This window comes from Streptomyces sp. YIM 98790, assembly GCF_011421595.1.
Taxonomy (GTDB): domain Bacteria; phylum Actinomycetota; class Actinomycetes; order Streptomycetales; family Streptomycetaceae; genus Streptomyces.
This window is the reverse complement of the sequence record NZ_WTLH01000056.1, coordinates 1-21,863: the sequence shown is the minus strand read 5'-3', so window position 1 is coordinate 21,863 and position 21,863 is coordinate 1. Positions and strand designations below refer to the sequence as shown.

The 21,863-nt window shown below is 72.1% G+C and carries 11 protein-coding genes; 7 read left to right on the top strand and 4 right to left on the bottom strand.

Annotated elements, in window-relative coordinates; translation table 11 throughout:
• Window positions 1-178: 178 nt before the first annotated feature.
• From GQS09_RS12255 to GQS09_RS12240, 4 genes are all read left to right on the top strand, one after another.
• Complete coding sequence (locus tag GQS09_RS12255; RefSeq protein ID WP_165986068.1) at window positions 179-1,429, top strand: hypothetical protein; 1,251 nt, start codon at window positions 179-181, stop codon at window positions 1,427-1,429.
• A 381-nt stretch (window positions 1,430-1,810) separates the two neighbouring features.
• A complete protein-coding gene (locus GQS09_RS12250; RefSeq protein ID WP_165986067.1) occupies window positions 1,811-6,175 on the top strand; it encodes an alpha-L-arabinofuranosidase C-terminal domain-containing protein in 4,365 nt (1,454 codons plus the stop codon).
• A 5-nt stretch (window positions 6,176-6,180) separates the two neighbouring features.
• Entirely contained in the window at window positions 6,181-9,315 is a 3,135-nt protein-coding gene (locus tag GQS09_RS12245) for an OmpL47-type beta-barrel domain-containing protein (protein ID WP_165986066.1), read from the top strand.
• 239 nt (window positions 9,316-9,554) lie between these two features.
• Window positions 9,555-10,046 (top strand): Hsp20/alpha crystallin family protein, encoded by a 492-nt coding sequence (locus tag GQS09_RS12240; RefSeq protein ID WP_165986065.1) that lies wholly within the window; start codon window positions 9,555-9,557, stop codon window positions 10,044-10,046.
• Window positions 10,047-10,078: 32 nt separating this feature from the next.
• Here GQS09_RS12240 and GQS09_RS12235 read toward each other — a convergent pair whose 3' ends face one another.
• The 3 genes from GQS09_RS12235 to GQS09_RS12225 form a co-directional block, all read right to left on the bottom strand.
• Complete coding sequence (locus GQS09_RS12235) at window positions 10,079-10,219, bottom strand: hypothetical protein (RefSeq protein WP_165986064.1); 141 nt, start codon at window positions 10,217-10,219, stop codon at window positions 10,079-10,081.
• A gap of 309 nt (window positions 10,220-10,528) precedes the next feature.
• Window positions 10,529-11,665, bottom strand: a complete 1,137-nt coding sequence (locus GQS09_RS12230) for a Gfo/Idh/MocA family protein (RefSeq protein ID WP_165986063.1) — start codon at window positions 11,663-11,665, stop codon at window positions 10,529-10,531.
• Between the two features lie 5 nt (window positions 11,666-11,670).
• Window positions 11,671-12,444, bottom strand: coding sequence for a ThuA domain-containing protein (locus tag GQS09_RS12225; protein ID WP_165986062.1), 774 nt, complete (start codon window positions 12,442-12,444; stop codon window positions 11,671-11,673).
• Between the two features lie 263 nt (window positions 12,445-12,707).
• On the opposite strand from GQS09_RS12225, the gene GQS09_RS12220 reads away from it, so the two are divergent.
• The 3 genes from GQS09_RS12220 (at window position 12,708) to GQS09_RS12210 (ending at window position 20,213) form a co-directional block, all read left to right on the top strand.
• Window positions 12,708-13,748 (top strand): substrate-binding domain-containing protein, encoded by a 1,041-nt coding sequence (locus tag GQS09_RS12220; protein ID WP_165986061.1) that lies wholly within the window; start codon window positions 12,708-12,710, stop codon window positions 13,746-13,748.
• Between the two features lie 228 nt (window positions 13,749-13,976).
• Entirely contained in the window at window positions 13,977-14,636 is a 660-nt protein-coding gene (locus tag GQS09_RS12215; protein ID WP_313896108.1) for a ThuA domain-containing protein, read from the top strand.
• 189 nt (window positions 14,637-14,825) lie between these two features.
• Window positions 14,826-20,213 carry a ThuA domain-containing protein gene (locus tag GQS09_RS12210; RefSeq protein ID WP_207957741.1) on the top strand — a complete coding sequence of 1,796 codons (5,388 nt, stop codon included), beginning with the start codon at window positions 14,826-14,828 and terminating at the stop codon, window positions 20,211-20,213.
• Window positions 20,214-20,429: 216 nt separating this feature from the next.
• Here the strand turns inward: GQS09_RS12210 and GQS09_RS12205 are convergent, their stop codons facing one another.
• A complete protein-coding gene (locus GQS09_RS12205) occupies window positions 20,430-21,479 on the bottom strand; it encodes a LacI family DNA-binding transcriptional regulator (RefSeq protein WP_165986059.1) in 1,050 nt (349 codons plus the stop codon).
• Window positions 21,480-21,863 lie beyond the last annotated feature (384 nt).

The window sequence follows — 21,863 nt, the reverse complement described above, 5'->3', positions numbered from 1 at the left end:
GCCGAAGGGCAGCGACGGGACCGGTGATTCACCTGATTCCCACATGCGAAAGTCCGGATTGAATCGGCAGTGGCCGACTCCGGGACGCCCCCGGTGATCGGGCGCAGGCACACCTCGCGCAGCCGACACAAGGGCGCGCCGACGCTGTCCACCGGCGCGGCCGGAAGGGAATGCAGACATGACTCGTATCAGCGGGCGCCTGCGAGCGTTCGGCGCCGTGGCCGCCGGCCTCGTCGCCGTGGGCGCCGCGGGCGTTGTCACGGCCCCGGCCTCCGCCGCCACGCCCGTCTACAGTGAGGACTTCTCCGACGGACTGGGCACCTTCACCGCCTCCGGTTCCGTCCGGACCGGCACGTACGGGGCCCGGCTGAGCGGCTCGCTGTTCTCCGACCCGTCCATGACGTCCGCGCCCATCGACCTGACCGGGTACAGCGGTCTGACGGTGTCCTACACCCGGGCGGCGTCCGGGCTGGACCTCGGCGAGACCTTCACCGTGGGGTACTCGGTCGACGGCGGCTCGTTCACCACGCTGGAGTCGGCGCGCACCGCCACCGGTGCGGTGTCGTTCCGCCTGCCGGCCTCGGCCGACGGCGGCAGCCTGCGGCTGCGGTTCTCGCTGGACGCCGGCAGCCCGCTGGAGACGCTGACCGTCGACGACGTGCTCGTCGAGGCCGGGAGCGGCGGGGACCCGACCGACCCGCCGGCCGGGTCGCTGCCCCCGGTGGACGACGTCACCGCGCCCGGGCCGTACGCGGTGACCATCGACACCTCCGCCGGCCCCGGCAACGACGGGTGGCTGGTGTACCCGTCCGACGCCGGGCGGAACGGCGTCGACCACCCCGTCTTCGTCTGGGGGCCGGGCGCGGGCTCCGCCCCGGCCGACTACGAGGACATGCTGCGCCTGTGGGCCTCGCACGGCTTCGTCGTCTACAGCGAGGTCTCCTCCAGCCGCGGCGGCTACATGGTCGCCGCCCTCGACTGGCTCGAGGAGCAGAACGCCAGGCCGGGCAGCCCGCTGTACCAGGACCTCGACACGTCCGAGGTGGCCTTCGGCGGCCACTCCCGCGGATCGATCGGGACGTTCGACGTGGCCGACGAGCCGCGCCTGGAGACCACGATCCACGTGGCGGGCGGTTCCTTCGACGGCAACGGCCCGGACAGTCTCCGCAACCCGGCCCTCTACATCGGTGGTGACGAGGACTTCGCCACCTCCAACATGGAGCGTGACTACACCGGCACCGACGTCCCGGTCTGGTTCGGCATTCTCGACAACACCGACCACATCTACGCCACCCGCAACGGCCGGCACATCATCACCGCCTGGCTGCGATGGCACCTGGCCGACGAGGAATTCCGCCGTGCGGAGGACTTCCTGAGCCCCGGCTGCACCTTCTGCAGCCTCGGCGAGGTCCGGCACAAGAACTGGTGACGCCGCGGTGACCGCCGTGCGCCGCCCCGCCTGCGGGGCGGCGCACCGCTGTGCGGCACCGCTTCCGCCCCCGGTCCCCGGGCTCGGCCGCCATGGATTGTGAACGCTCACCAGAAGCGCGTCGGCCGACGCCCTCCGGTCGGCCGCACGGCATTGCCGGTCCGGCTCCCGCGGGCGTCCCGGATCGGTCCGTACGTCCGATCGAGGGTCTCTGCATCCGGGGTTGCCTGCGAAAACGCGGTGTCGGGGCGGGCGCCGCGGCCGGTGCCGCCGCGGTCCGGGGTTGCACGGTGTCTTGACGGCATAAGTGTTAACGCTCACACTTCCGGGTTATCAAGCGGGCATTTCCCTGGCGGTTGAACTCAGAGTGGAGCACGCCTCATGACAACAGCCCAGCGGCCGGACGGCAGATCCGGCCGGCGGTGGACGAGTGCCTTCATGGCCGGGACCCTGGTGCTCGGCCTCACGGTGACGCTCTCCGCGGTGACCGCCCCCGGCGCGGGGGCCGTCGAAGGAGAGACCTGGACGGACGACTTCTCCGGCACCGCCCCCGGCGCGGAGTGGGAGATCGTCAACGACGACCCCTCGGCCTGGTCGCTCGGTGACGGGGAACTGCGGATCACCGGGCAGACCGGTGACACGTACCAGGACGTCAACTCGGCGAGGAACGTGTTCCTGGTCGACATCCCGGCCGGAGACTTCACCGCCGAGGTCACCGTCCGGGCGGAGGTGGCCCGGACCTACCAGGGCGCCGGACTGATCGCCTGGCAGGACATGGACAACTACGTCCGGTCCGGCCTGACCTACGTCGGCTCACTGGCGCCGTCCGGGATCGCCATCGAGAACGACATCGAAACGGCCGGCGTGTTCCGCGCCGAGCGGTTCACCGACCGGCCGGAGTCCTCCGGGGAGACGCTGCAGCTGCAGCGGACCGGGAACGTCATCACCACCCGCTACCAGGACGACTCCGGGGCATGGGTGGACGCCTCCTCCGTGACCGCCGCCTTTCCGACCACCCAGGTCGGCATCTACGCCCTCGGCGCGCTCGACGGCACCACGCTCGACGCCGCCTTCGACGACTTCCGGGTGACCGCGGCGGCCGGCGGCGACATCCAGCCCACCGGTTCCTTCGCCCTGCGGCAGGCCGGCACGGGCGCCCACCTGACCGAGACCGGAAGCGGACTCGCCCTCACCGCCGACCAGCCGCTGTCCACCCTCGCGTTCACCGCCGCCGCCCAGCCCGGCGGATCCGTCCACCTGCACACCACCGACGGCGACCGCCCGCTCGTCGCCCGGGACGGCCGTCTCGCGCTCGGCCAGACCGGCGACGCGCCCTCGGCCGTGCGGCTCACCGACGCGGGCGGCGGCAAGCTGTACCTGCGTGACGAGGCCGGGACCGGCTACGCGGGCGGCTCGGACCCGCTGGCCTTCGGCGACAAGGGCGACGCGGTCCGCTTCAAGCTGAGCCAGGTCAGCTCCTCCAGCGCCACCCTCACCATCGACGGCGACGCCGGTGCCGCCCAGATCAGCGACACCATGTTCGGCATCTTCTACGAGGACATCAACTACGCGGCCGACGGCGGCCTCTACGCCGAGCTGGTGCGCAACCGGTCGTTCGAGTTCAACTCCTCCGACAACGGCTCCTTCACCGGCATGACCGGCTGGCAGGTCGTCAACGGCGGCGGCGAGGCCCCCGAGGCGCTCGTCGTCGACGACGACACCCGGCTGAACGAGAGGAACCGCAACCACTTCCGCCTGGTCGCCGACGGACCCGGCGACGGCCTGCGCAACCTCGGCTACAACAACGGCTTCGCCCTCAAGGCGGGCGCCGGGTACGAGGCCTCGCTGTGGGCGCGCACCTCGACCGCCCAGGAGCTCGCCGTCCGGCTGGAGAACGCCGACGGCACCGTCACCTACGCCGACGCCTCCGTGGCCGTCGACGGCTCCGACACCTGGAACAAGTACGAGGTGACGCTCACCGCCGGCGCCACCACCGACGCCGCCCGGCTCGTCGTCACCTCGGGCGCGGCCTCCGTGGTCGGCCTCGACATGATCTCGCTGATGCCGCGGGACCGCTGGGTCGGCCCGGTGAACGGCCTGTCCGTCCTGCGCAAGGACCTTGCCGAGAAGATCGCCGAGGCGCAGCCGACGTTCCTGCGCTTCCCCGGCGGCTGCGTCACCAACGTCGGCACCTTCCGCACCTACGAGGAGAGCGGCTACCAGGACCGGCGGCGCACCTACCAGTGGAAGGAAACCATCGGCCCGGTCGAGGAGCGCCCCACCAACTGGAACTTCTGGGGCTACAACCAGTCCTACGGCATCGGCTACCTGGAGTACTTCCTGTTCGCCGAGGACCTCGGCGCCGAACCGCTGCCCGTGGTCTCGGTGGGCGCCAACGGCTGCGGCTCCACCATCCCCGAGATGACCGACCCCGAGATGATCGACCGGTGGGTGGACGACACCCTCGACCTCATCGAGTTCGCCAACGGCGACATCACCACCGAGTGGGGCGCCAAGCGGGCCGAGCTCGGCCACCCGGAGCCGTTCGGGCTGGAGATGATCGGCCTGGGCAACGAGGAGAACACCACCACCTTCGAGGCCAACTTCCCGGCCTTCCGCGACGCCATCGAGGCGAAGTACCCGGACATCACGATCATCTCCAACTCCGGCCCCGACGACGCCGGCGCCCGGTTCGACGCCCTGTGGGACTACAACCGCCGCCAGAACGTCGACATGGTCGACGAGCACTACTACAACGACCCCGAGTGGTTCCTGCTCAACAACCACCGCTACGACAGCTACGACCGCAACGGCCCCAAGGTCTTCCTGGGCGAGTACGCCTCCCGCGGCAACACCTTCTACAACGCCCTGGTGGAAGCCGCGTACATGACCGGCCTGCAGCGCAACGCCGATGTCGTCCGGCTCGCCTCCTACGCGCCGCTGCTGGCCAACGAGTCGTATGTGCAGTGGAGTCCGGACGCCATCTGGTTCGACAACGACGAATCCTGGTCCTCCCCGAACTGGGAGGTGCAGAAGCTGTTCGGCAACAACGTCGGTGACGAGGTCGTGCCGAGCACCTTCGACGGCACCGTCAACCAGGGCGTCGTGGAGGGCGGGATCTTCCTGTCCACCTGGAACACGGCGGCGGCGTACGACAACGTGCGGGTCACCTCCAACGCCACCGGGGAGACACTGTTCTCCGACGACTTCGCCGACGCCGGCCAGTGGAACCCCGTGGCGGGCTCCTGGGCCGTCAGCGACGGCGAGTACGTGCAGTCCTCGGCCACGACCACCGACGCCCGTTCCCTCATCACCGACGCCTACGGCAAGGACTGGACCAACTACACCCTCGAACTGGACGCCCGGAAGATCTCCGGCAGCGAGGGCTTCCTCATCGGATTCGGCGCCCAGGGCGGCAACGACTACTACTGGTGGAACATCGGCGGCTGGAACAACACCCGCTCGGTGCTGCAGCACGCCCGGGGCGGCTCCGCCGTCGAGGTGAAGGCCGTCGAGGGCACCGGCGTGGAGACGGGCGTCACCAACAAGGTGAAGATCGTCGTCTCCGGGAACACCATCTCCCTGTACCTCGACGACGAGCTGCAGATGACCTACGAATCCGGCGCGGACGAGAAGCTGTTCCAGGTCGTGACCCGGGACAAGGCGTCCGGGGACATCGTCGCCAAGGTGGTCAACACCTCCGCCGAGACCGTCCGCACCCAGGTCGAGGTCTCGGACGTGGCCGTGGAGCCGTCCGGCGAGGTCACCCAGATGACCGCCGCGGCGCTCACCGACACCAACACCAAGGCCAATCCCACCAGGGTCGTGCCCGTCACCCGGGAGATCGACGGCCTGTCGAACTCGTTCGGCTACGACTTCCCCCCGCACTCGATCACCTTCCTGCGGATGCACACCGCCGACGGCACCGCACCGGTGGTCGACGACGTGACCGTGGAGGGAACGGCGGTCGAGGGCTGGTACGCCGACCCGGTGACCGTGTCGGCGAACGCCTCCGACGACCGGCGGCTGGACCGGATCGAATTCCGGGTGGACGACGGCGACTGGGTGTCCAGGGCGCCCGCCGGCGCGTCCGTCGAGGTCAGCGGCAACGGCCCGCACACCGTGGAGGTCCGCGCCGTGGACGCGGCGGGCAACACCGGCGACATCCGGCCGGTGACCTTCGGAATCGACAGCGCCGCCCCGGTGTCCAACGCCACCGTCGACACCGACGCGCGCACCGTGGAGGTCCGCGCCGCCGACTCCGGCGTCGGCGTCGGGAGGATCGAGACCCGGACCGGGGAGGCCGGCGACTGGCGGACGTACACCGAGCCGGTCGTCGTCGGCGACGCCGAGACGGCGGTGCAGTTCCGCGCCGTCGACCGGCTCGGCAACACCGAGCAGCCCGGCACCGTCGTGGTGCCCGCCCGGCAGGCGCAGCCGGCCCCGACCACGACCACGGTCTCCCCGGCGAAGCCGAAGGCGGAACAGGGCGCCGAGGTGCCGCTGACCGTGCGGGTCGGCAGCACCGCCGACGGCGCACCGCCCACCGGGGAGGTGCGGGTCCTCGCATCCGGCGAGCCCGTCGCCTCCGGGACACTCACCGACGGGACCGCGACGGTGTCCCTCGACACCACCGGACTGTCCCCGGGCAAGCACACCCTCGTCGTGCGCTACCTCGGGGACGGCAGCCACAGCCCCTCGCAGACCAGCCTGGTGCTGCGCGTCACCAAGCCGAAGAAGAAGTGATCGCCATGACCAACACCACGCGCGTACGCGCAGGCGTCGGCACACTGCTGAGCGCCGCCCTGGTCGCCGGCGGGCTCACCGTCGCCGCGGCACCCTCTCACGCGGCCGGAACGGCCGAAGCGGCCGAAGCGGCCGAAGCGGCGGACCCGGGCCTGCTGGCCTGGTACCGGCTCGACGAGACGGAGGGCACCCGGGCCGCCGACGCCTCCGGGAACGGCCGGCACGGCACCGTGAAGGGCCCGGCCACCTGGCGCTCCGGCGAGGGCTTCGGCTTCTCCGGCGGCGCGGCGAGCACCGGCAACGCCATCGAGCTGCCGGATTCCCTGCTCGCCGGGCTGGAGGAGGTGACCGTGGACTTCGACGTCTCGGTCGCCGCCGACCTGACCGGAAACTGGTTCATGTTCACCCTGGGCAACGAGCAGAGCTTCCCCGACGGCGACGGCTACCTGTTCGTGACCGGCTCGGACAGCGACGGCAGACTGCGCGGCGCCATGGCCGAGAGCGGCTACCACTCCGAGCAGAGCGCGACAGCGCCCACGGCGCTGCCGGCCGAGGTCTGGAAGCACGTCACCTACACCGTCCGGGGCGGCAGCACGGAGTCGCCCGGAACGGCGAAGCTCTACGTGGACGGCACCCTCGTCGCCGAGAACACGGACATCACCTCCACACCCGGTGCCATCGGCGAACCCGACGGCACCTCCACCCACAACTGGCTGGGCCGCTCGGCCTACGCCGCGGACGAATCGTTCAAGGGAACCCTGCGCGACTTCCGGATCTACGACCGGGCGCTGAGCGGGAGCGAGGTCACCGCGCGCGTCGCGTCGAAGGCGCAGGAGGCGGCCGACGCCGTCGCCCTGGTCGACGCCGACGGGGTGCGGGAGAACCTCACCCTGCCCACGTCCGGCGCCTACGGCGCCGAGCTCAGCTGGCAGTCGGCCGACGAGTCCGTGGTGACCGCCACCGGCGACGTCACCCGCCCCCCGCACGGCAGCGAGGCGGTGACGGTCGGCCTGACCGTCACCGCCTCCCTGGCCGGCGCCACCGCCACCAGAACCATCCCGGTCACCGTGCTTCCGCGCCCGGCACCCGAGGATCACGAGGCGTACGTCTTCCCGTACTTCGCCGGTGAGAGCACCGACGACGGCGAGAAGATCTACTTCGCCGCCTCGCGGGGGAACGACCCGATGGCCTGGGACGAGCTGAACGACGGCCGGCCCGTGCTCACCTCGGAGCAGGGCGAGCGCGGCCTGCGCGACCCGTTCCTCATCCGCTCCCCCGGGGGCGACAAGTTCTACCTGCTCGCCACCGACCTGAAGATCTACGGCGGCAACAACTTCAGCGAGGCGCAGGAGTCGGGCAGCAAGTACCTGGCGGTGTGGGAGTCCACCGACCTGGTCACCTGGTCGGAGCAGCGCATGGTCAAGGTCTCCTCCGACTTCGCGGGCAACACCTGGGCGCCCGAGGCGTTCTGGGACGAGGCGTCCGGCCAGTACGTCGTCTACTGGGCCTCCAACCTCTACCCGACGACCGACGTGGACTCCCGCGACTTCCGGACCTCCTACAACCGGATGATGTACGCCACCACGCGTGACTTCCGCACCTTCAGCGAGGCCAGGCCCTGGGTCGACGTGCAGCGGGGCACCGGCCGGGGCATGATCGACGCCACCGTGGTCCGCGACGGCGACACCTTCTACCGGTTCATCAAGGACGAGGCGTCCATGACGGTCCGGCAGGAGAAGTCCGCCGACCTCATGGCCGTCGTGACGGGGTCGCTGCCGACCGCGTCCTCCTCGCCGTGGTCGCTGGTCGCCGAACGCGTCGGCGTGGGCCAGCCCAACCCGTGGGGCGGAACGTTCACCGGCGGCGAAGGCCCCACGGTGTTCCGCGACAACACGGTGCCCGGACGCTGGCACATGCTCATCGACCAGCCCAGCTACCACGGCGGCCAGGGATACATGGCCTTCACCACCGACGACATCGCCTCGGGCTCGTGGACCTCCGTCCCCGGGACGGAGCTGCCGCGCAGCCCGCGGCACGGCACGGTCATCCCCCTCACCCAGACCGAACTCGACGCCCTGCGCGCCGCGCTCCAGCCGGACCTGCTGGCCCAGAGCGCGGCACCGGCCGAGGTGCGGACCCGGCAGGGCACCGCACCCGTCCTGCCCGCCACGGTGCAGGTCACCTACGCCGACGGCTCGACCCGCGCCACCGCCGTCGAGTGGGCCGAGGTGGCACCGGAGCAGTACGCCTCATGGGGCTCGTTCCAGGTCGAGGGCGTGCTGCAGGGGCAGCGGCTCCGGGCCGTGGCGGAGGTGACCGTCACCGACGCCGCGGACCCGACCGTGGAGCTGGGCACGGCACCCGCCGAGCCCGGGGGCCCCGACGGCTGGTTCACCGTCCCGGTCACCGTCCGGGCGACCGCCGCCGACGAGACCGGGGTGCAACGGGTGGAACTCTCGGCCGACGGCGGCACCACCTGGACGCCCACCGAGGGAGCGGAGGCGACCGCCGAGCTGACCGACGGCCGGCACACCGTCCTGGCCCGGGCGAGGGACCTCAGCGGCAATGTGTCGGACCCGGTCACCCGGGACATCGCGGTCGACACGCGCGCACCGGTGAGCCGGGCCGTGTGGGACGGCCCGGACCGGCGCGTCACCATCGCGGCGGCCGACGACACCTCCGGCGTCGCGCGCGTCGAGTACCGCCTCGGCACGGACACCTCCTGGACGGTCTACACCTCGCCGCTGACCTTCGGCGACGTGGCCACGACCGTGCACTACCGGGCCGTCGACCGGGCGGGCCATGCCGAGCGGACCAACAGCATCACCGTCCCGCGCGAGCAGCTCGACCCGACCACGACGACCGCCGCGCTCACCCGCGGCACGGTCAAGCCGGGCGGGGAGGTCTCGGCCGTGGTGGAGGTGACCGGTGGCCCGGTCACCCCGACGGGCACCGTCCGGATTCTCTCGGGCGGCGACCTGGAGGTGGGCCGCGGAACGCTCTCGGAGGGGCGCGCCACCATCGCCATCGATTCCGCCACCCTGGGCTCCGGCAGGTGGCAGCTGACCGTCCGCTACGACGGTGACAGCAACCACGCCACCTCCTCGACGACGGTGAAGCTCAGAGTCAGCAAGCACTGAGCGCTCTCCCGCCTCTTCGGCAGGCGGTCGCCCCGGCCGGTCCCCGGCCGGTCGGGGCGACCGCCCGCTTCACCACCACGACCAACGGCCGGTGGGAGTGGCCCGGCCTCGGCGGTTGCACCGCCTCCTGACCGGCCGGCCCGTACCCGCCGTCCCCGGTTAGCGCGGCCGGTTCCGGTTACCCGCCCCGCGGAGCGACCCTGACCGACGACAGCACTGCAGGTGAAGGGAGGACAGCCATGGCTCTGCCGATCCGCCGTGGGCGCGGCCTCGAGGAACGGGGCCGGCCGCCGCTGACGTCCTGGGACCCCTTCCACGAGTTCGAGAACATGTGGACAGAGATGGGCAGGCTGCTGGAACAGGCCGCTGCTCCCGCTGCCGCCGCCGGAGCCTGGATGCCCATGGCAGAGGAGGAAGAGGAGGAGAACGCGTACGTGGTGCGGGCGGAGCTGCCCGGCGTGCCCGCGGAGAACATCGACATCGAAGTCGAGGGCGACGAGCTGCTCATCAGCGGTGAGCTGAGCGAGGAGCGGCGCGGCAAGGTGCTGAGCCGCCGCACCGGGAAGTTCTCCTACCGCAGCTCACTGCCGCCGGGCATCGACGCCGACAGGATCGACGCCGACCTCAGTGACGGCATCCTCACCGTCCGCATCCCGAAGAGCGAGGAGAGCCGGCGCCGCAAGATCGAGATCGGCGGGCACCGGCGGGCCGGGGGCGGCGACATCGCCTGACAGCCGCGCCCGCCCGGGGCGGGAGTGACGGCTCACTCCCGCCCCGGGCCGGTGTCGCCGTACGTCTTCGTCCAGGAGGCGCCGCACCGGCAGGCGTAGCGCTCGACAAGCTCGCCGTCGTCCGAGACCGCCAGGTCCCGGCGTATCCGCACGTGTACGTGCCGCTGATCCATGGGAACCACCCTCCATCCGGGGCGGCTCCACGGCCGGAGTCCGCCGGCCGGCGAGCATATGCGGCCCGGCGTCCGGCCGGGAACCCCCACGGACCGACACCGCCCTCATGGCACACCCGCACGCGCGGCCCGTCGCGGCGTGCCGCAACCCCGCCCGGCTTCCCGCCGGCTTCTCCGTGGAGGTACGGTCCGGCGGCCTGCTGGATGCCGGCTGCCGCCGCAGCGTGGTGAGCGACGTCGGCGTGGTGTGCCACACCGGGACCCGGGGAGGGGACGCGCCCCTGCCGCGTGTGCGCCGCCCGCCGGGGGTCAGGCCGCGGGTGCCGGGCGGGCGGTGCGCCGGGAGCGGAGGAGGCCGGCCTCCGGCCCCGGGGAGGAGGCGATGGCCTCGGCGAGGGCGGCGCCGAGCAGGTCGTCGATGCGGACCCGCCGGTCCGTGCGCGCGGACTCCAGGGCCGCCGTGACCATGGCGAGGCTCATGACGTTGTCGTGGATCTCACCCATGGGCACGGTGCCGGTGCGCAGCGCGTGCACGAACTCGGCCAGGGAGCCGGCCACCCCCCGCTCCACGGCCGGAGCGCCGGCCGCGGCTTCCGCGGGCGCGTCCCCGGGCTCCTCCGTCTCGACGGCCGGGGGATGCCCGCCGTCCCAGGTCGCGGAGCCGTGTTCGCCGCTGAGCCGCCAGGCCCCGTTCCAGGAGGTCTGCAGGCCGGGGCTGCACCAGCTGCCGGTGTAGACGTAGCGGATGCCGCCGGTCATCTCGAAGACGGCGGTGGCGGAGGCGGCCCCGGCGTACCAGCTCCAGGAGGGGTTGTACTCCTCGCAGCGGACCGACACCGGCTCGGCGTCCAGGAGCCAGCGGGCGGTGTCGAACGGGTGTATCGCCATGTCGAGCAGCAGCGGGTGGTCCATGGCGTCGCGGAAGCCACCGAAGCGCGGCGCCCGGAAGAACTCGGTGGTGAGGATGCCGAGCCGGCCCAGCCGGCCGGCCTGCTGCTTGAGGGTGAACAGGTGCGGGTGGTAGCGGCGGGACTGGCTGACCATGAACAGCAGGCCGGCGAGTTCGGCCGCGGCGGCCAGGCGCAGCGCGTCCGGGAGCGTGGCGGCGGCCGGCTTCTCGCCGAGGACGGGCAGGCCGAGCCCGAGGGCCTCCAGGGTGACGGGCAGGTGCGACTCGGGAACGGTCACGTCGATCACGGCGTCGGGCCGGGCCGCCGGGGCGAGCGCGGTCAGGCTCGTCCCGGTCGGCACGCCGGAGGCGCCCGTCTCCTCGACGGCCTTCGCGGCCTCGGCGGCGTCGAGGTCGACGACACCGGCCAGGGCGACATCGGGGGAGGCCAGCACGGCCCGCAGCCAGACCCGTGCCATGGCGCCGGCACCCACCACGACGACCCGGAGCGGTTCCCCGTGGTCCGCCACGGTGGCGAAGGCCCGCCCGCCGCTCATACCCGTCACGCCCGGCCGCCGGCGACGAACCAGCCCGTCTCGCTGTGGATCAGCTTCGGCTTCTCCCGGGCGGCCTCGGGGGCGGGGGCGGCCCAGCGCACGGCGTTGGCGATGACCCGGCGCACATCCGGGTGGTGGTAGACGGGGTAGTCCTGGTCGCCGGGGCTGAAGTAGAAGATCCTGCCCTTGCCGCGGCGGAAGGTGCAGCCGCTGCGGAAGACCTCGCCGCCGCTGAAGGAGCTGAGGAAGACCAGCTCGTCGGGGGCCGGGATGTCGAAGAACTCCCCGTACATCTCCTGCTGTTCGATGACGAGGGGGTGCGGAACCCCGGCGGCGATGGGGTGGGAGGGGGCGACCGTCCAGACCAGTTCCCGGTCGCCCGCGGCGCGCCAGCGCAGGGTGCAGGTGGTGCCCATCATCCGGGTGAAGATCTTCGACCAGTGCGCGGAGTGCAGCACGATCAGGCCCATCCCGGCGAGAACCCGCCGGCGCACCCGCTCCACCACCTCGTCGGAGACCTCGCGGTGCGCCAGATGCCCCCACCAGGTCAGGACGTCCGTCTCGTCGAGCACCGTCTCGGTCAGCCCGTGCTCGGGCTCGTCCAGCGTGGCGGTCCGCAGCAGCACGCTCTCGCCCAGGTGCTCCGTGATGCCCTCGGCGATGGCGCCGTGGATGCCGCGCGGATATCTGGCGGCGACCTCGCCGCGGAGCTGCTCGTGGCGGCCCTCGTTCCAGACCGTGACCCGCAGCGTCCCCGGTGACGAATGTGTCGCTGCCATGTCGAGCCCTCTCCGTCACAGGTCGCCGGTACACGTCGGGGCCACGTTTTCGAAACTTCGATAGGGAAGCTTGGCGCTCCCGGTGAGGGGCGTCAAGAGCTCCGGCGGACACCTCTTCGGCGACCCGCTGATTTGTTCCGGTTTCCTGGTCTTTGCGAAGCTTCGGTGACGCAAGGTGCCGACGTCCTGCGGCAGACGTTAGGAAAGCCCTGTTGGGAGGGCTACAGTATGCGAAAAGTGTCGGGAGAACAGAGAGCGGGACCGTGACCGGTACGAGCACGCAGCGCGCCACGCTCGCCCAGATCGCCGAGACCGCCGGCGTGTCGGTCTCCACCGTGTCCAAGGTCCTGAACGGCCGGGACGACGTCTCGCGGGACACCCGCGCCCGGGTTGACTCCGCGCTGCGCCGCCACCGCTATGTCCGCCGGGGCGCCTCGCTCGACCCGGCCGTCCGCACCGTCGACCTGGTGATGAGCGGGCTCGACGGGTCGTGGCCGGCGAGTGTCGCCAGCGGCATGGAGGCGGCGGCGTACGAGGCCAAGGTGCACGTGGCGATCCATGTGGCGCGGTCGGCCGGCTCCGCCCCCAACGCGGGCAACGGTCACGGGGGACAGGACTGGGTGGACCGCGTCCTGGAGCGCGACTCCGAGGGCGTGGTGCTCGGCCTGGTCGAACCGGCCCCGGGCCAGCTCGCCCGCCTCAGACAGGCCGATGTGCCCTGCGTGGTCATCGATCCGCTCAGCGACCCGCCGCCCGACGTGGTCTCGGTCGGCACCACGAACTGGGCCGGCGCCTACGAGGCGACCACCCATCTGCTGGAGCGCGGGCACCGGCGCATCGCGCTGGTGACCGGCCCGCCGGACCACCTCTACGCGCGGGCCCGCACCGCCGGCTACCACTCGGCCATGGCGGCGGCGGGCCTGGTCCCGGCGTCCGGGCTGATCAGGAACGGCACCTACGACCGGGCCAGCGGCGCGGAACAGGTGCGGGCCCTGCTCGCCCTGCCCGAACCGCCGACGGCGCTGTTCATCTGCTCCGACCACATGGCCATCGGCGGCTACGAGGCCATCTCGGCGGCGGGGCTGCGGGTACCGGACGACATCAGCGTCGTCGGCTTCGACGATCTGCCCGAGGCCCGCTGGGTCTCCCCGGCCCTGACGACCGTGCGCCAGCCGCTCAAGGAGATGGGCGGCAGCGCGCTGCGGACGCTCGTCCGGCTGCTGAACGGTGACGAGCCGGAGAGTCCCCGCATCGAACTGGCCACCACCCTGGTCGTCCGCGACAGCACGGCTCCGCTCCGCTGACCGCCGCCGCCCGCCGGTGACGACCGGCCCGGAGCCTCCCGCCGAGGCCCCGGGCCTTCTCTCTGTGCCCGGTTCCCCGCCGGGGCCCTGCGCCGGATCAGGGCTGTGCGGGTCCGTTCTGTCCTAAGCCTTGACGGTGCGACTGGTGCGTTCCTACCCTCCCGGTTGTTGCGAAACTTTTCGACCGGAGTTCTGGCTGCCCCGCCATCACGAGAGGAGCTGAAGTCCGTGACCTCTGGCCAGCGGCAGGCGATGGTGGTGCGGGGAGGCTGGGACGGCCACCACCCCGAGGAGACCACCGATCTCTTCATCCCCTTCCTCGAACGGCACGGCTTCCGGGTCCTGATCGAGGACTGCCTGGAGGTGTACGAGGAGGAGGAACTCCTCGCGGAGACCGACCTGATCGTGCAGTGCTGGACGGGCGGTGACATCACCCGGCGGGAGGCCGCCGGCCTCATCGCGGCCGTCAGGTCCGGCACCGGCCTGGCCGGCTGGCACGGCGGCATCGTTGACGCCTTCCGCGGCAGCCTGGACTACCAGCTGCTGACGGGCGGCCAGTTCCTCACCACCCCGCCCAACCCGGGCCGCCACCGGGTCCTGCTCTCCGCAGACCATGCCGCCCACCCGGTCATCGCCGGGCTCGGCGACTTCGAGATCGGCACCGAGCCGTACTGGACGCTGAGCGACCCGCTGAACGACGTGCTGGCGACCGTCACCGTCGACGCCGACGAGACCCGGACCCGGCCCGCGGACATCCCCACGGTATGGACCAGGACATGGGGCAAGGGCCGCGTCTTCGTCTCCACGATCGGCCACGGCCCGGACGACTTCCGCATACCCGAGGTGCGCACGCTCACCGAGCGTGGCCTGCTGTGGGCGAGCCGCTGAGGAGCCCCGGCGGCCCGGCACGCCGCACCCGCCCATGACACCGGAAACGGGACATCCGGACCCGTGCCCGGACACCCACGACCACGCATCCGCCCGGACGAGCAGAGCGCACCACCCAGACCACGCAGTGGAGAGCACCTGATGAAAAAGGCAACACGCCATACCCGTCCGCCCTACCGAAGAACGGTGATGCGTCCAGTCGTCGCCGTGCTGGCCGCCCTGGCCGTGCTGCTGGCACCGGGGCTGGCGGCCGCCCATCCCGGACACGGTGAAGAAACGTTTCACGCGCTGGTGTTCAGCAAGACCGCGGCGTTCCGGCACGGCTCCATCGAGTCCGGTGTCGCGGCGATCCAGGCGCTGGGCGCGGAACACGGCTTCGAGGTGACGGCCACCGAGGACGCGGCCGTCTTCAACGACCAGGACCTCGCCCAGTACGAGGTGGTCATCTGGCTGTCGACCACCGGGGATGTGCTCAACGACAGCCAGCAGGCCGCGTTCGAGCGGTACATCCGCGCGGGCGGCGGCTACGCGGGCGTGCACGCCGCCTCCGACACCGAGTACAACTGGCCGTGGTACGGCGAGCTGGTCGGGGCCTACTTCGCCGGCCACCCGGCGCCGCAGCCGGCCACCGTGAAGGTCGAGGACCCCGCGCACCCCTCCACCGCCGGCCTGCCCGTGCTGTGGAACCGCACGGACGAGTGGTACGACTACCGCACCAACCCGCGCGGCAATGTGCACGTTCTGGCGTCCCTCGACGAGGGCAGCTACTCCGGCGGCCAGATGGGCGCCGAACACCCCATCGCCTGGTGCCAGATCTACGACGGCGGCCGCTCCTGGTACACCGGCATGGGACATGACGCCGCGTCCTTCTCCGACCCGCTGTTCCTGGAGCACCTGCTGGGCGGCATCCGCTCGGCCGCCGGAGTGGTGCCGTCCGACTGCGGCGCGTCGCTGACCGAGAGCTTCGAGAAGGTCGTGCTGGACGACAACACCAGCAACCCGATGGAACTGGCCGTCGCCGACGACGGCCGGGTCTTCTACATCGACCGCAACGGCGCGGTGCGTGTGGTGCGCACCGACGGCACGGTCGTCACGGCCGGCACCGTCCCGGTGTACACCGGGCAGGAGTTCGGGCTGCTGGGCCTGGCCCTGGACCCGGACTTCACGGAGAACGGCTGGCTGTACCTGTACTACTCGCCGACCGGCAGCCGGCCGGTGGACCGCGTCTCCCGCTTCACCGTCAACGGTGACAGCCTGAGCCTCACCAGTGAGCAGGTCCTGCTGGAGATCGACGTCCAGCGGCAGGAGTGCTGCCACGCGGGCGGCGCCCTGGAGTTCGACTCCCGCGGCGACCTGTACATCACCACCGGCGACAACACCAACCCGTTCGCCTCCGACGGCTTCACACCGGTGGACGAGCGCCCCGGACGGGCCGCCTGGGACGCCCAGCGCACCTCGGCGAACAGCAACTCGCTCGGCGGCAAGATCCTGCGCATCACCCCGCAGCCGGACGGCGGCTACACCGTCCCCGAGGGCAACCTCTTCGCGCCGGGCACCGCGGACACCCGGCCCGAGATCTACGCCATGGGCTTCCGCAACCCCTTCCGGATCGGCATCGACCCCAGGACCGACCGGCTCTACGTCGCCGACTACGGCCCGGACGCCGGAAGCACCAACCCCGACCGCGGACCCGACGGCCGCGTCGAGTGGAACATCGTCGACGAGCCCGGCTTCTACGGCTGGCCCTACTGCGTCGGCGACAACACCCCGTACATCGACTACGACTTCGCCACCGGCACCTCCGGCCAGGCGTACAACTGCGCCGCGCCGGTCAACGACTCCCCGAACAACACCGGCATCAGAGACCTTCCGCCCGCCATCCCGGCCGAGCTGTGGATGGGCAAGTCCCACACCGGCGTGCCGGAGGTCGGCGGCAGCGGCGCCCCGATGACCAGCGGTGCCTACGCCTACGACCCCGACCTGGAGTCCGGCCGCAAGTGGCCGGCGTACTTCGACGGCAAGGCGGTCCTCGGCGACTGGAACGACGGCCGGATGTTCTCCATCCAGCCCGACGAGGCGCGCACCGGCGTCGCCGACGTCTCCCGGATGCTCCAGGGCATGGACTTCCTCCGTCCGCACGCCCTGCAGTTCGGACCGGACGGCGCGCTCTACGTCATCGAGTGGGGCAGCGGCTTCGGCGGCAACAACGCCGACTCCGGCGTCTACCGGGTCGACTACGTCCAGGGCAACCGCGCCCCCGTCGCCCAGTTCACCGCCAGCCGCACCTCCGGGCCCCTCCCGCTGGAGGTCGAGTTCGACTCCACCGGGTCCCACGACCCCGACGGGCAGCCGGTCACCTACTCCTGGGACTTCGACGGCGACGGCACCCAGGACAGCACCGACCCGTCCCCCGTCCACACCTACACCGAGGCCGGCCGCTTCACCGCGCGGCTGACCGTCACCGACTCCGAAGGCCGCAGCGCCGTGTCCAACCTGGACATCACGGCCGGCAACACCGCTCCGGAGATCGAGGTCACCGCCCCGGTCAACGGCGGGTTCTTCGAGTTCGGCGACACCATCGCCTACGAGGTGTCGGTGACCGACCCCGACGGCGGCCCGGTCGACTGCCAGGATGTCGTCGTGCAGCCGGGCCTCGGCCACGACGAGCACTCCCACGGCTATGAGCAGTACCACGGCTGCTCCGGGAGCTTCCCGCTGCCCGGCGACGAGGGACACATCGGCGCCAACATCTTCGGCACCGTCACCGTCACCTACACCGACCAGGGCAACGGCGACGCGCCCCCGCTGACCAGCCAGGAGGTGCTGGTCCTCCAGCCCAAGCACCGCGAGGCGGAGCACTTCGACACCACCGGCCGGCTGGCCTCCTCCACCGCCGGCGGCGACCCCGGCGTGGTACGGGAGACCACCGGCGACACCGCCGGCGGCGGCCAGAACATCGGCTACATCGAGGACGGCGACTGGTGGGCCTGGAATCCGGCCAACCTGACCGGCATCGAGGAGATCGGGCTGCGCGCCGCCTCCCCGACCGCCGGCGCCACCGTCGAGGTCCGCACCGGCGACCCCGACACCGGCCCCACCGTGGCCACCATCGATGTCGCGGCCACCGGTGACTGGCAGGTCTACGGCGACTTCACCGCACCGGTGAGCGGCGCGAGCGCCACCGTCAGCGGGCCGCTGTACTTCGTCAAGACCACCGGGCAGCTCAACGTCAACTGGGTGGAGTTCACCGGCCGCGGCGTCACCGAGAACCAGCGCCCCCGGGTCGGTGTGACCGCCGACCCGGTCAGCGGCACCGCACCCCTGGAGGTGGACTTCACCGCCGAGGCGACCGACCCCGAGGGCGACGCCCTGGAGTACGCCTGGACCTTCGGAGACGGCTCCACCGCCACCGGCCCGGCCGCCACCCACACCTACACCAGGGCGGGGAACTACACCGCACGCGTCACCGTGACCGACGAACGCGGCGCGCGCTCCTCGCAGAGCGTCGTCATCGACGTCGCCGCACCGAACGACCTCCAGCTCTGCCTGTCCGGCAGATCCGACGGGTTCGACGGCACCGAACTGGACCGCGACCGGTGGACCGACGTGATCCGGGAGAACCAGGACATCGCCGTGCGCGACGGCCACCTGGTCCTGCCGCTGACCGCCACCGACATCTACGGCACCGGCAACTCCGGCACGCCCAACATCGTGCTCCAGGATCTGCCCGACGGCCCCTGGGAGGCCACCGCCCGGGTCACCCTCCCGGCGCGCCTCGCCTACCAGCAGGCCGGCCTCATCGTCTACGGCGACGACGACAACTACGCCAAGATGGTCATCCAGGGCCGCTCCACCGGGGAGCCCTCGGCGGCCAACCGCATCTTCCAGTTCATCCGTGAGGAGGACGGCAGCCCCAACGAGGTCGGCGACAGCAACACCGCTTCGCTCGGGGCCGACTTCCCCGACACCTTCTCGGTCCGCTTCACCAGCGACGGGACCGACCTGCGCGCCTTCTACAGCGCCGACGGCACCACCTTCACCGCCATGCCCCAGACCAAGAGCCTGGCCGGCATCGACAACCCGAGGATCGGACTGTTCGGCCTGACCAACCGGGCCGAGGCGCTGCCCGTGACCGCGCTGGTGGACTGGTTCCACCTCACCCCGGACGACACCGTGACCCGGCCCGAGCCGTCCGACACGTTCGACGGCGACATGCTCGACGGCTGCCGCTGGTCGCACATCGTCCGGCCCGACACCGGCGCGCTGTCCATGGCGGACGGTGCCCTGCGCATCGACACCAGCGACGGCGACATCTACGAAGGAACGGCGACCGACCCGCGCAACTTCGTCCTCCAGCCCGCACCCGAGGGCGACTGGACCATCGAGACCAAGGTGGACGGCTCCGCGTTCGACGAGCGCTACCAGCAGGCCGGCCTCATGGTCTACGCCGACGACACCACCTATGTGAAGCTCGACTATCTGACCACCAACGCCCCCGGCCAGGCCGTCAGCCGCGCGATCGAGCTGCGCGGCGAGGCCGGCGACGTCATCCTGCAGCCCGCTCCCAACGCCAGCCCGGCACCCGCCCAGGGCGTCTGGCACCTGCGGCTGACCAAGAGCGGCGACACCTACACCGGCTCCTACAGCGCGGACGGCGAGAGCTGGACGGAGCTGGCGCCGGTGACCAACCCGGCGCTGGCCGAGGGCACGCCCCGCTTCGGGATCTTCGCCCTCGGCGGCGAGCAGACCGCCGCCAAGCCGGCCCTGTTCGACTACTTCCGCCACAGCCCGGCGGAGGCGGACACCACCCCGCCCACCGTCGCCCTCACCACCGACCCCGCCGCACCCACCGGCGCGGACGGCTGGTGGACCACCCCGGTGACGGTGACCGCGGCCGCCGAGGACGACGGGGACGGCGCGGTGTCCGTCGAGTACCGCGTCAACGGCGGCTCCTGGGCCGGGTACACCGGGCCCCTCACGCTGTCCGCGGACGGTGAGCACACCGTGGAGGTCCGCGCCACCGACGCGGCCGGCAATGTCTCCTCCGTCGTCGCGGGGGAGTACGGGATCGACACCACGGCGCCCGTGGTCACCTTCGACGGGGTGGCGGACGGTGACGCCGTCGGGCTGGGCGACATCATCACGGCGGACGTCCTCGCCGAGGACGCCACCTCCGGCATGGCCGGCGTGGAGATCCTCCTCGACGGCACACCGGTGACCTCACCGGCACGCCTGGACCCCGCCGTCCTCGGGCCGGGCGAGCACGTGCTGGCGGTCACCGCGACCGACGTCGCGGAGAACACCGCCGAGGCCCGGGTGACGTTCCGTGTCGTCGCCGACTACGACGGCGCGATCGCCCTCGTGGAGCGGCTGGCCGGCGAGAGCCGGATCAGTGAGCAGGACGGCGACCGGCTGACCAAGAACCTCTCCGACGCCCGGAAGCACAGCGACCGGGGGAAGGCCGCCCAGGCCGCGAAGAAGCTCGACCGCTTCAGCCGGTACGCCGAGGACCTGGCGGACGAGGAGGTGAGCGAACTGCTGCTGTCCGTGGCGGAGGCGCTCCGCGCGCAGGACTGACGGACACCCGGCCGGACACCACCGGACATCCGCCGCCCGGACATCCGGCCGCCCGGCCGCGGGGACCATGCGGCCCCTGCCGGCGGGATCACCGCCCTCCCCCTGCGTTCCGGCGCGGCGGGGAGGGCGGTGAGCTGCTCCCGCGGCGCGGCGACGGGAGCCGAAAACGGTTTCGGCCGGGCTCCCGCGTTCCGCCGCAGCCCGTCCGGCCACGGGTCAGCGGCGGCGCCCGGCCGGGGTGTCCGGTGCGGAGGGCGGGACGGTGGACTCCCGGACCACCAGCCGTCCCGGCAGCCGGATCACCCCGGAGACCCCCATGCCGTCCAGTGCGTCCAGCAGATGCCGGGCGGCGGTGGCCCCGAGCCGCTGCAGGCCCAGATCGACCGTGGTCAGCGGCGGACGGCTGTCGGCGGAGAAGATCTCCCAGTTGTCGTAGCCGATCACCGCCACGTCGGCGGGCACCCGGCGCCCGCTGTCGTGCAGGGCCTCCAGCACACCGTTGGCGACCTGGTCGCTGCCGCAGAAGATGGCGTCGGTGTCCGGATGAGCGGCCAGCAGCCGCCGGGCCGCCTCCCGCCCCCACTGCCGGGTCCAGCGTCCGAACAGCGGTTTCCCGCCGAGCAGCGGCAGCCCCGCGGCATCCAGCGCCCGGGCCGCGCCCCCGGCGCGCTCCCGTGCGGCCCGGTAGCTCTCCTCGCCGGTGATGTGGGCGATCCTCCGCCGCCCCGCCGTGAGCAGGTGCTCCACCGCCAGCCGGCCGCCGCCGGCGTCGTCGGCGAGTACCGACAGATCGTCGCGGCCGTCCGACTCGGCGTAGGCGTAGACCGTGGGCACCGGGATCTCCGCGCTGAGCGAGGGCAGCACGTCGTTGGTGTCGCCCAGCACGATGAAGCCGTCCACCTGGCGGGTCAGCAGGGTACGGATGTAGTGCTTGCGGCGGGCGGCGTCGCCCCGGGCGTCGCACAGCAGGACGGACATTCCCCGGTGCGCCAGCGTCTCCTCGATGCCCAGCAGCACCGGGATGGCGAACCGGCCGCCCAGCTCGTCGGTGAGCAGTCCCACCGTGCGGGTCCGGCCGGAGAGCAGGGCCTGGGCGAGCGCGTTCGGCCGGAAGGACAGTTCCTCGGCGGCGCGCAGCACGCGCCGACGGGTGTCCGGTGCCACCTCGGTGAGGTTGTTCAGGGCCTTGGAAGCGGTCGCGACCGACACTCCGGCACGCCGGGCGACATCCGTGAGGGTCGCGGCGCGTCTGCGCCCACCAGCCACCTGGCCCCCCTCACATGCGCCGAACCGCCCGGTCGGAAATCCATGATAGATCCGCCCGGCAGACGTCTTGACGGCGAGCGGGCTGCTTCCTATCGTCGCCGAAAAGGTTTTCGGCAGCATCTGCCGGGTCCGTGCACCCGGCGGGGCCGCTGCCGTGCCGCTCCGCTCCGCGCTGTTTTTGTCAGATGCATGACATCCACGTCTGCCGTGCACCGCCCTCGGGCGTGCCGCTGTGCGGGCAGGGGCAGCTCCCGCGGCCCCCCGGGGCCGCCCCGCCCCGCACCGCGCCGGCCCCGGACCAGGAGGCTTCGCATGACCCCGTACCCGAACGTTCCGCATGCCGCGCGCCCGGCGGGCCCCGCCCCGCAGCCCGCCGCCGCACCG

Bases quoted from the DNA above. Each gene is read 5' to 3' on its own strand.
- GQS09_RS12230 (WP_165986063.1), bottom strand. From the start codon at position 11,665: ATGAGCGGCGGGCGGGCCTTCGCCACCGTGGCGGACCACGGGGAACCG.
- GQS09_RS12255 (WP_165986068.1), top strand. From the start codon at position 179: ATGACTCGTATCAGCGGGCGCCTGCGAGCGTTCGGCGCCGTGGCCGCC.
- GQS09_RS12235 (WP_165986064.1), bottom strand. From the start codon at position 10,219: ATGGATCAGCGGCACGTACACGTGCGGATACGCCGGGACCTGGCGGTC.
- GQS09_RS12245 (WP_165986066.1), top strand. From the start codon at position 6,181: ATGACCAACACCACGCGCGTACGCGCAGGCGTCGGCACACTGCTGAGC.
- GQS09_RS12225 (WP_165986062.1), bottom strand. From the start codon at position 12,444: ATGGCAGCGACACATTCGTCACCGGGGACGCTGCGGGTCACGGTCTGG.
- GQS09_RS12250 (WP_165986067.1), top strand. From the start codon at position 1,811: ATGACAACAGCCCAGCGGCCGGACGGCAGATCCGGCCGGCGGTGGACG.
- GQS09_RS12240 (WP_165986065.1), top strand. From the start codon at position 9,555: ATGGCTCTGCCGATCCGCCGTGGGCGCGGCCTCGAGGAACGGGGCCGG.
- GQS09_RS12210 (WP_207957741.1), top strand. From the start codon at position 14,826: ATGCGTCCAGTCGTCGCCGTGCTGGCCGCCCTGGCCGTGCTGCTGGCA.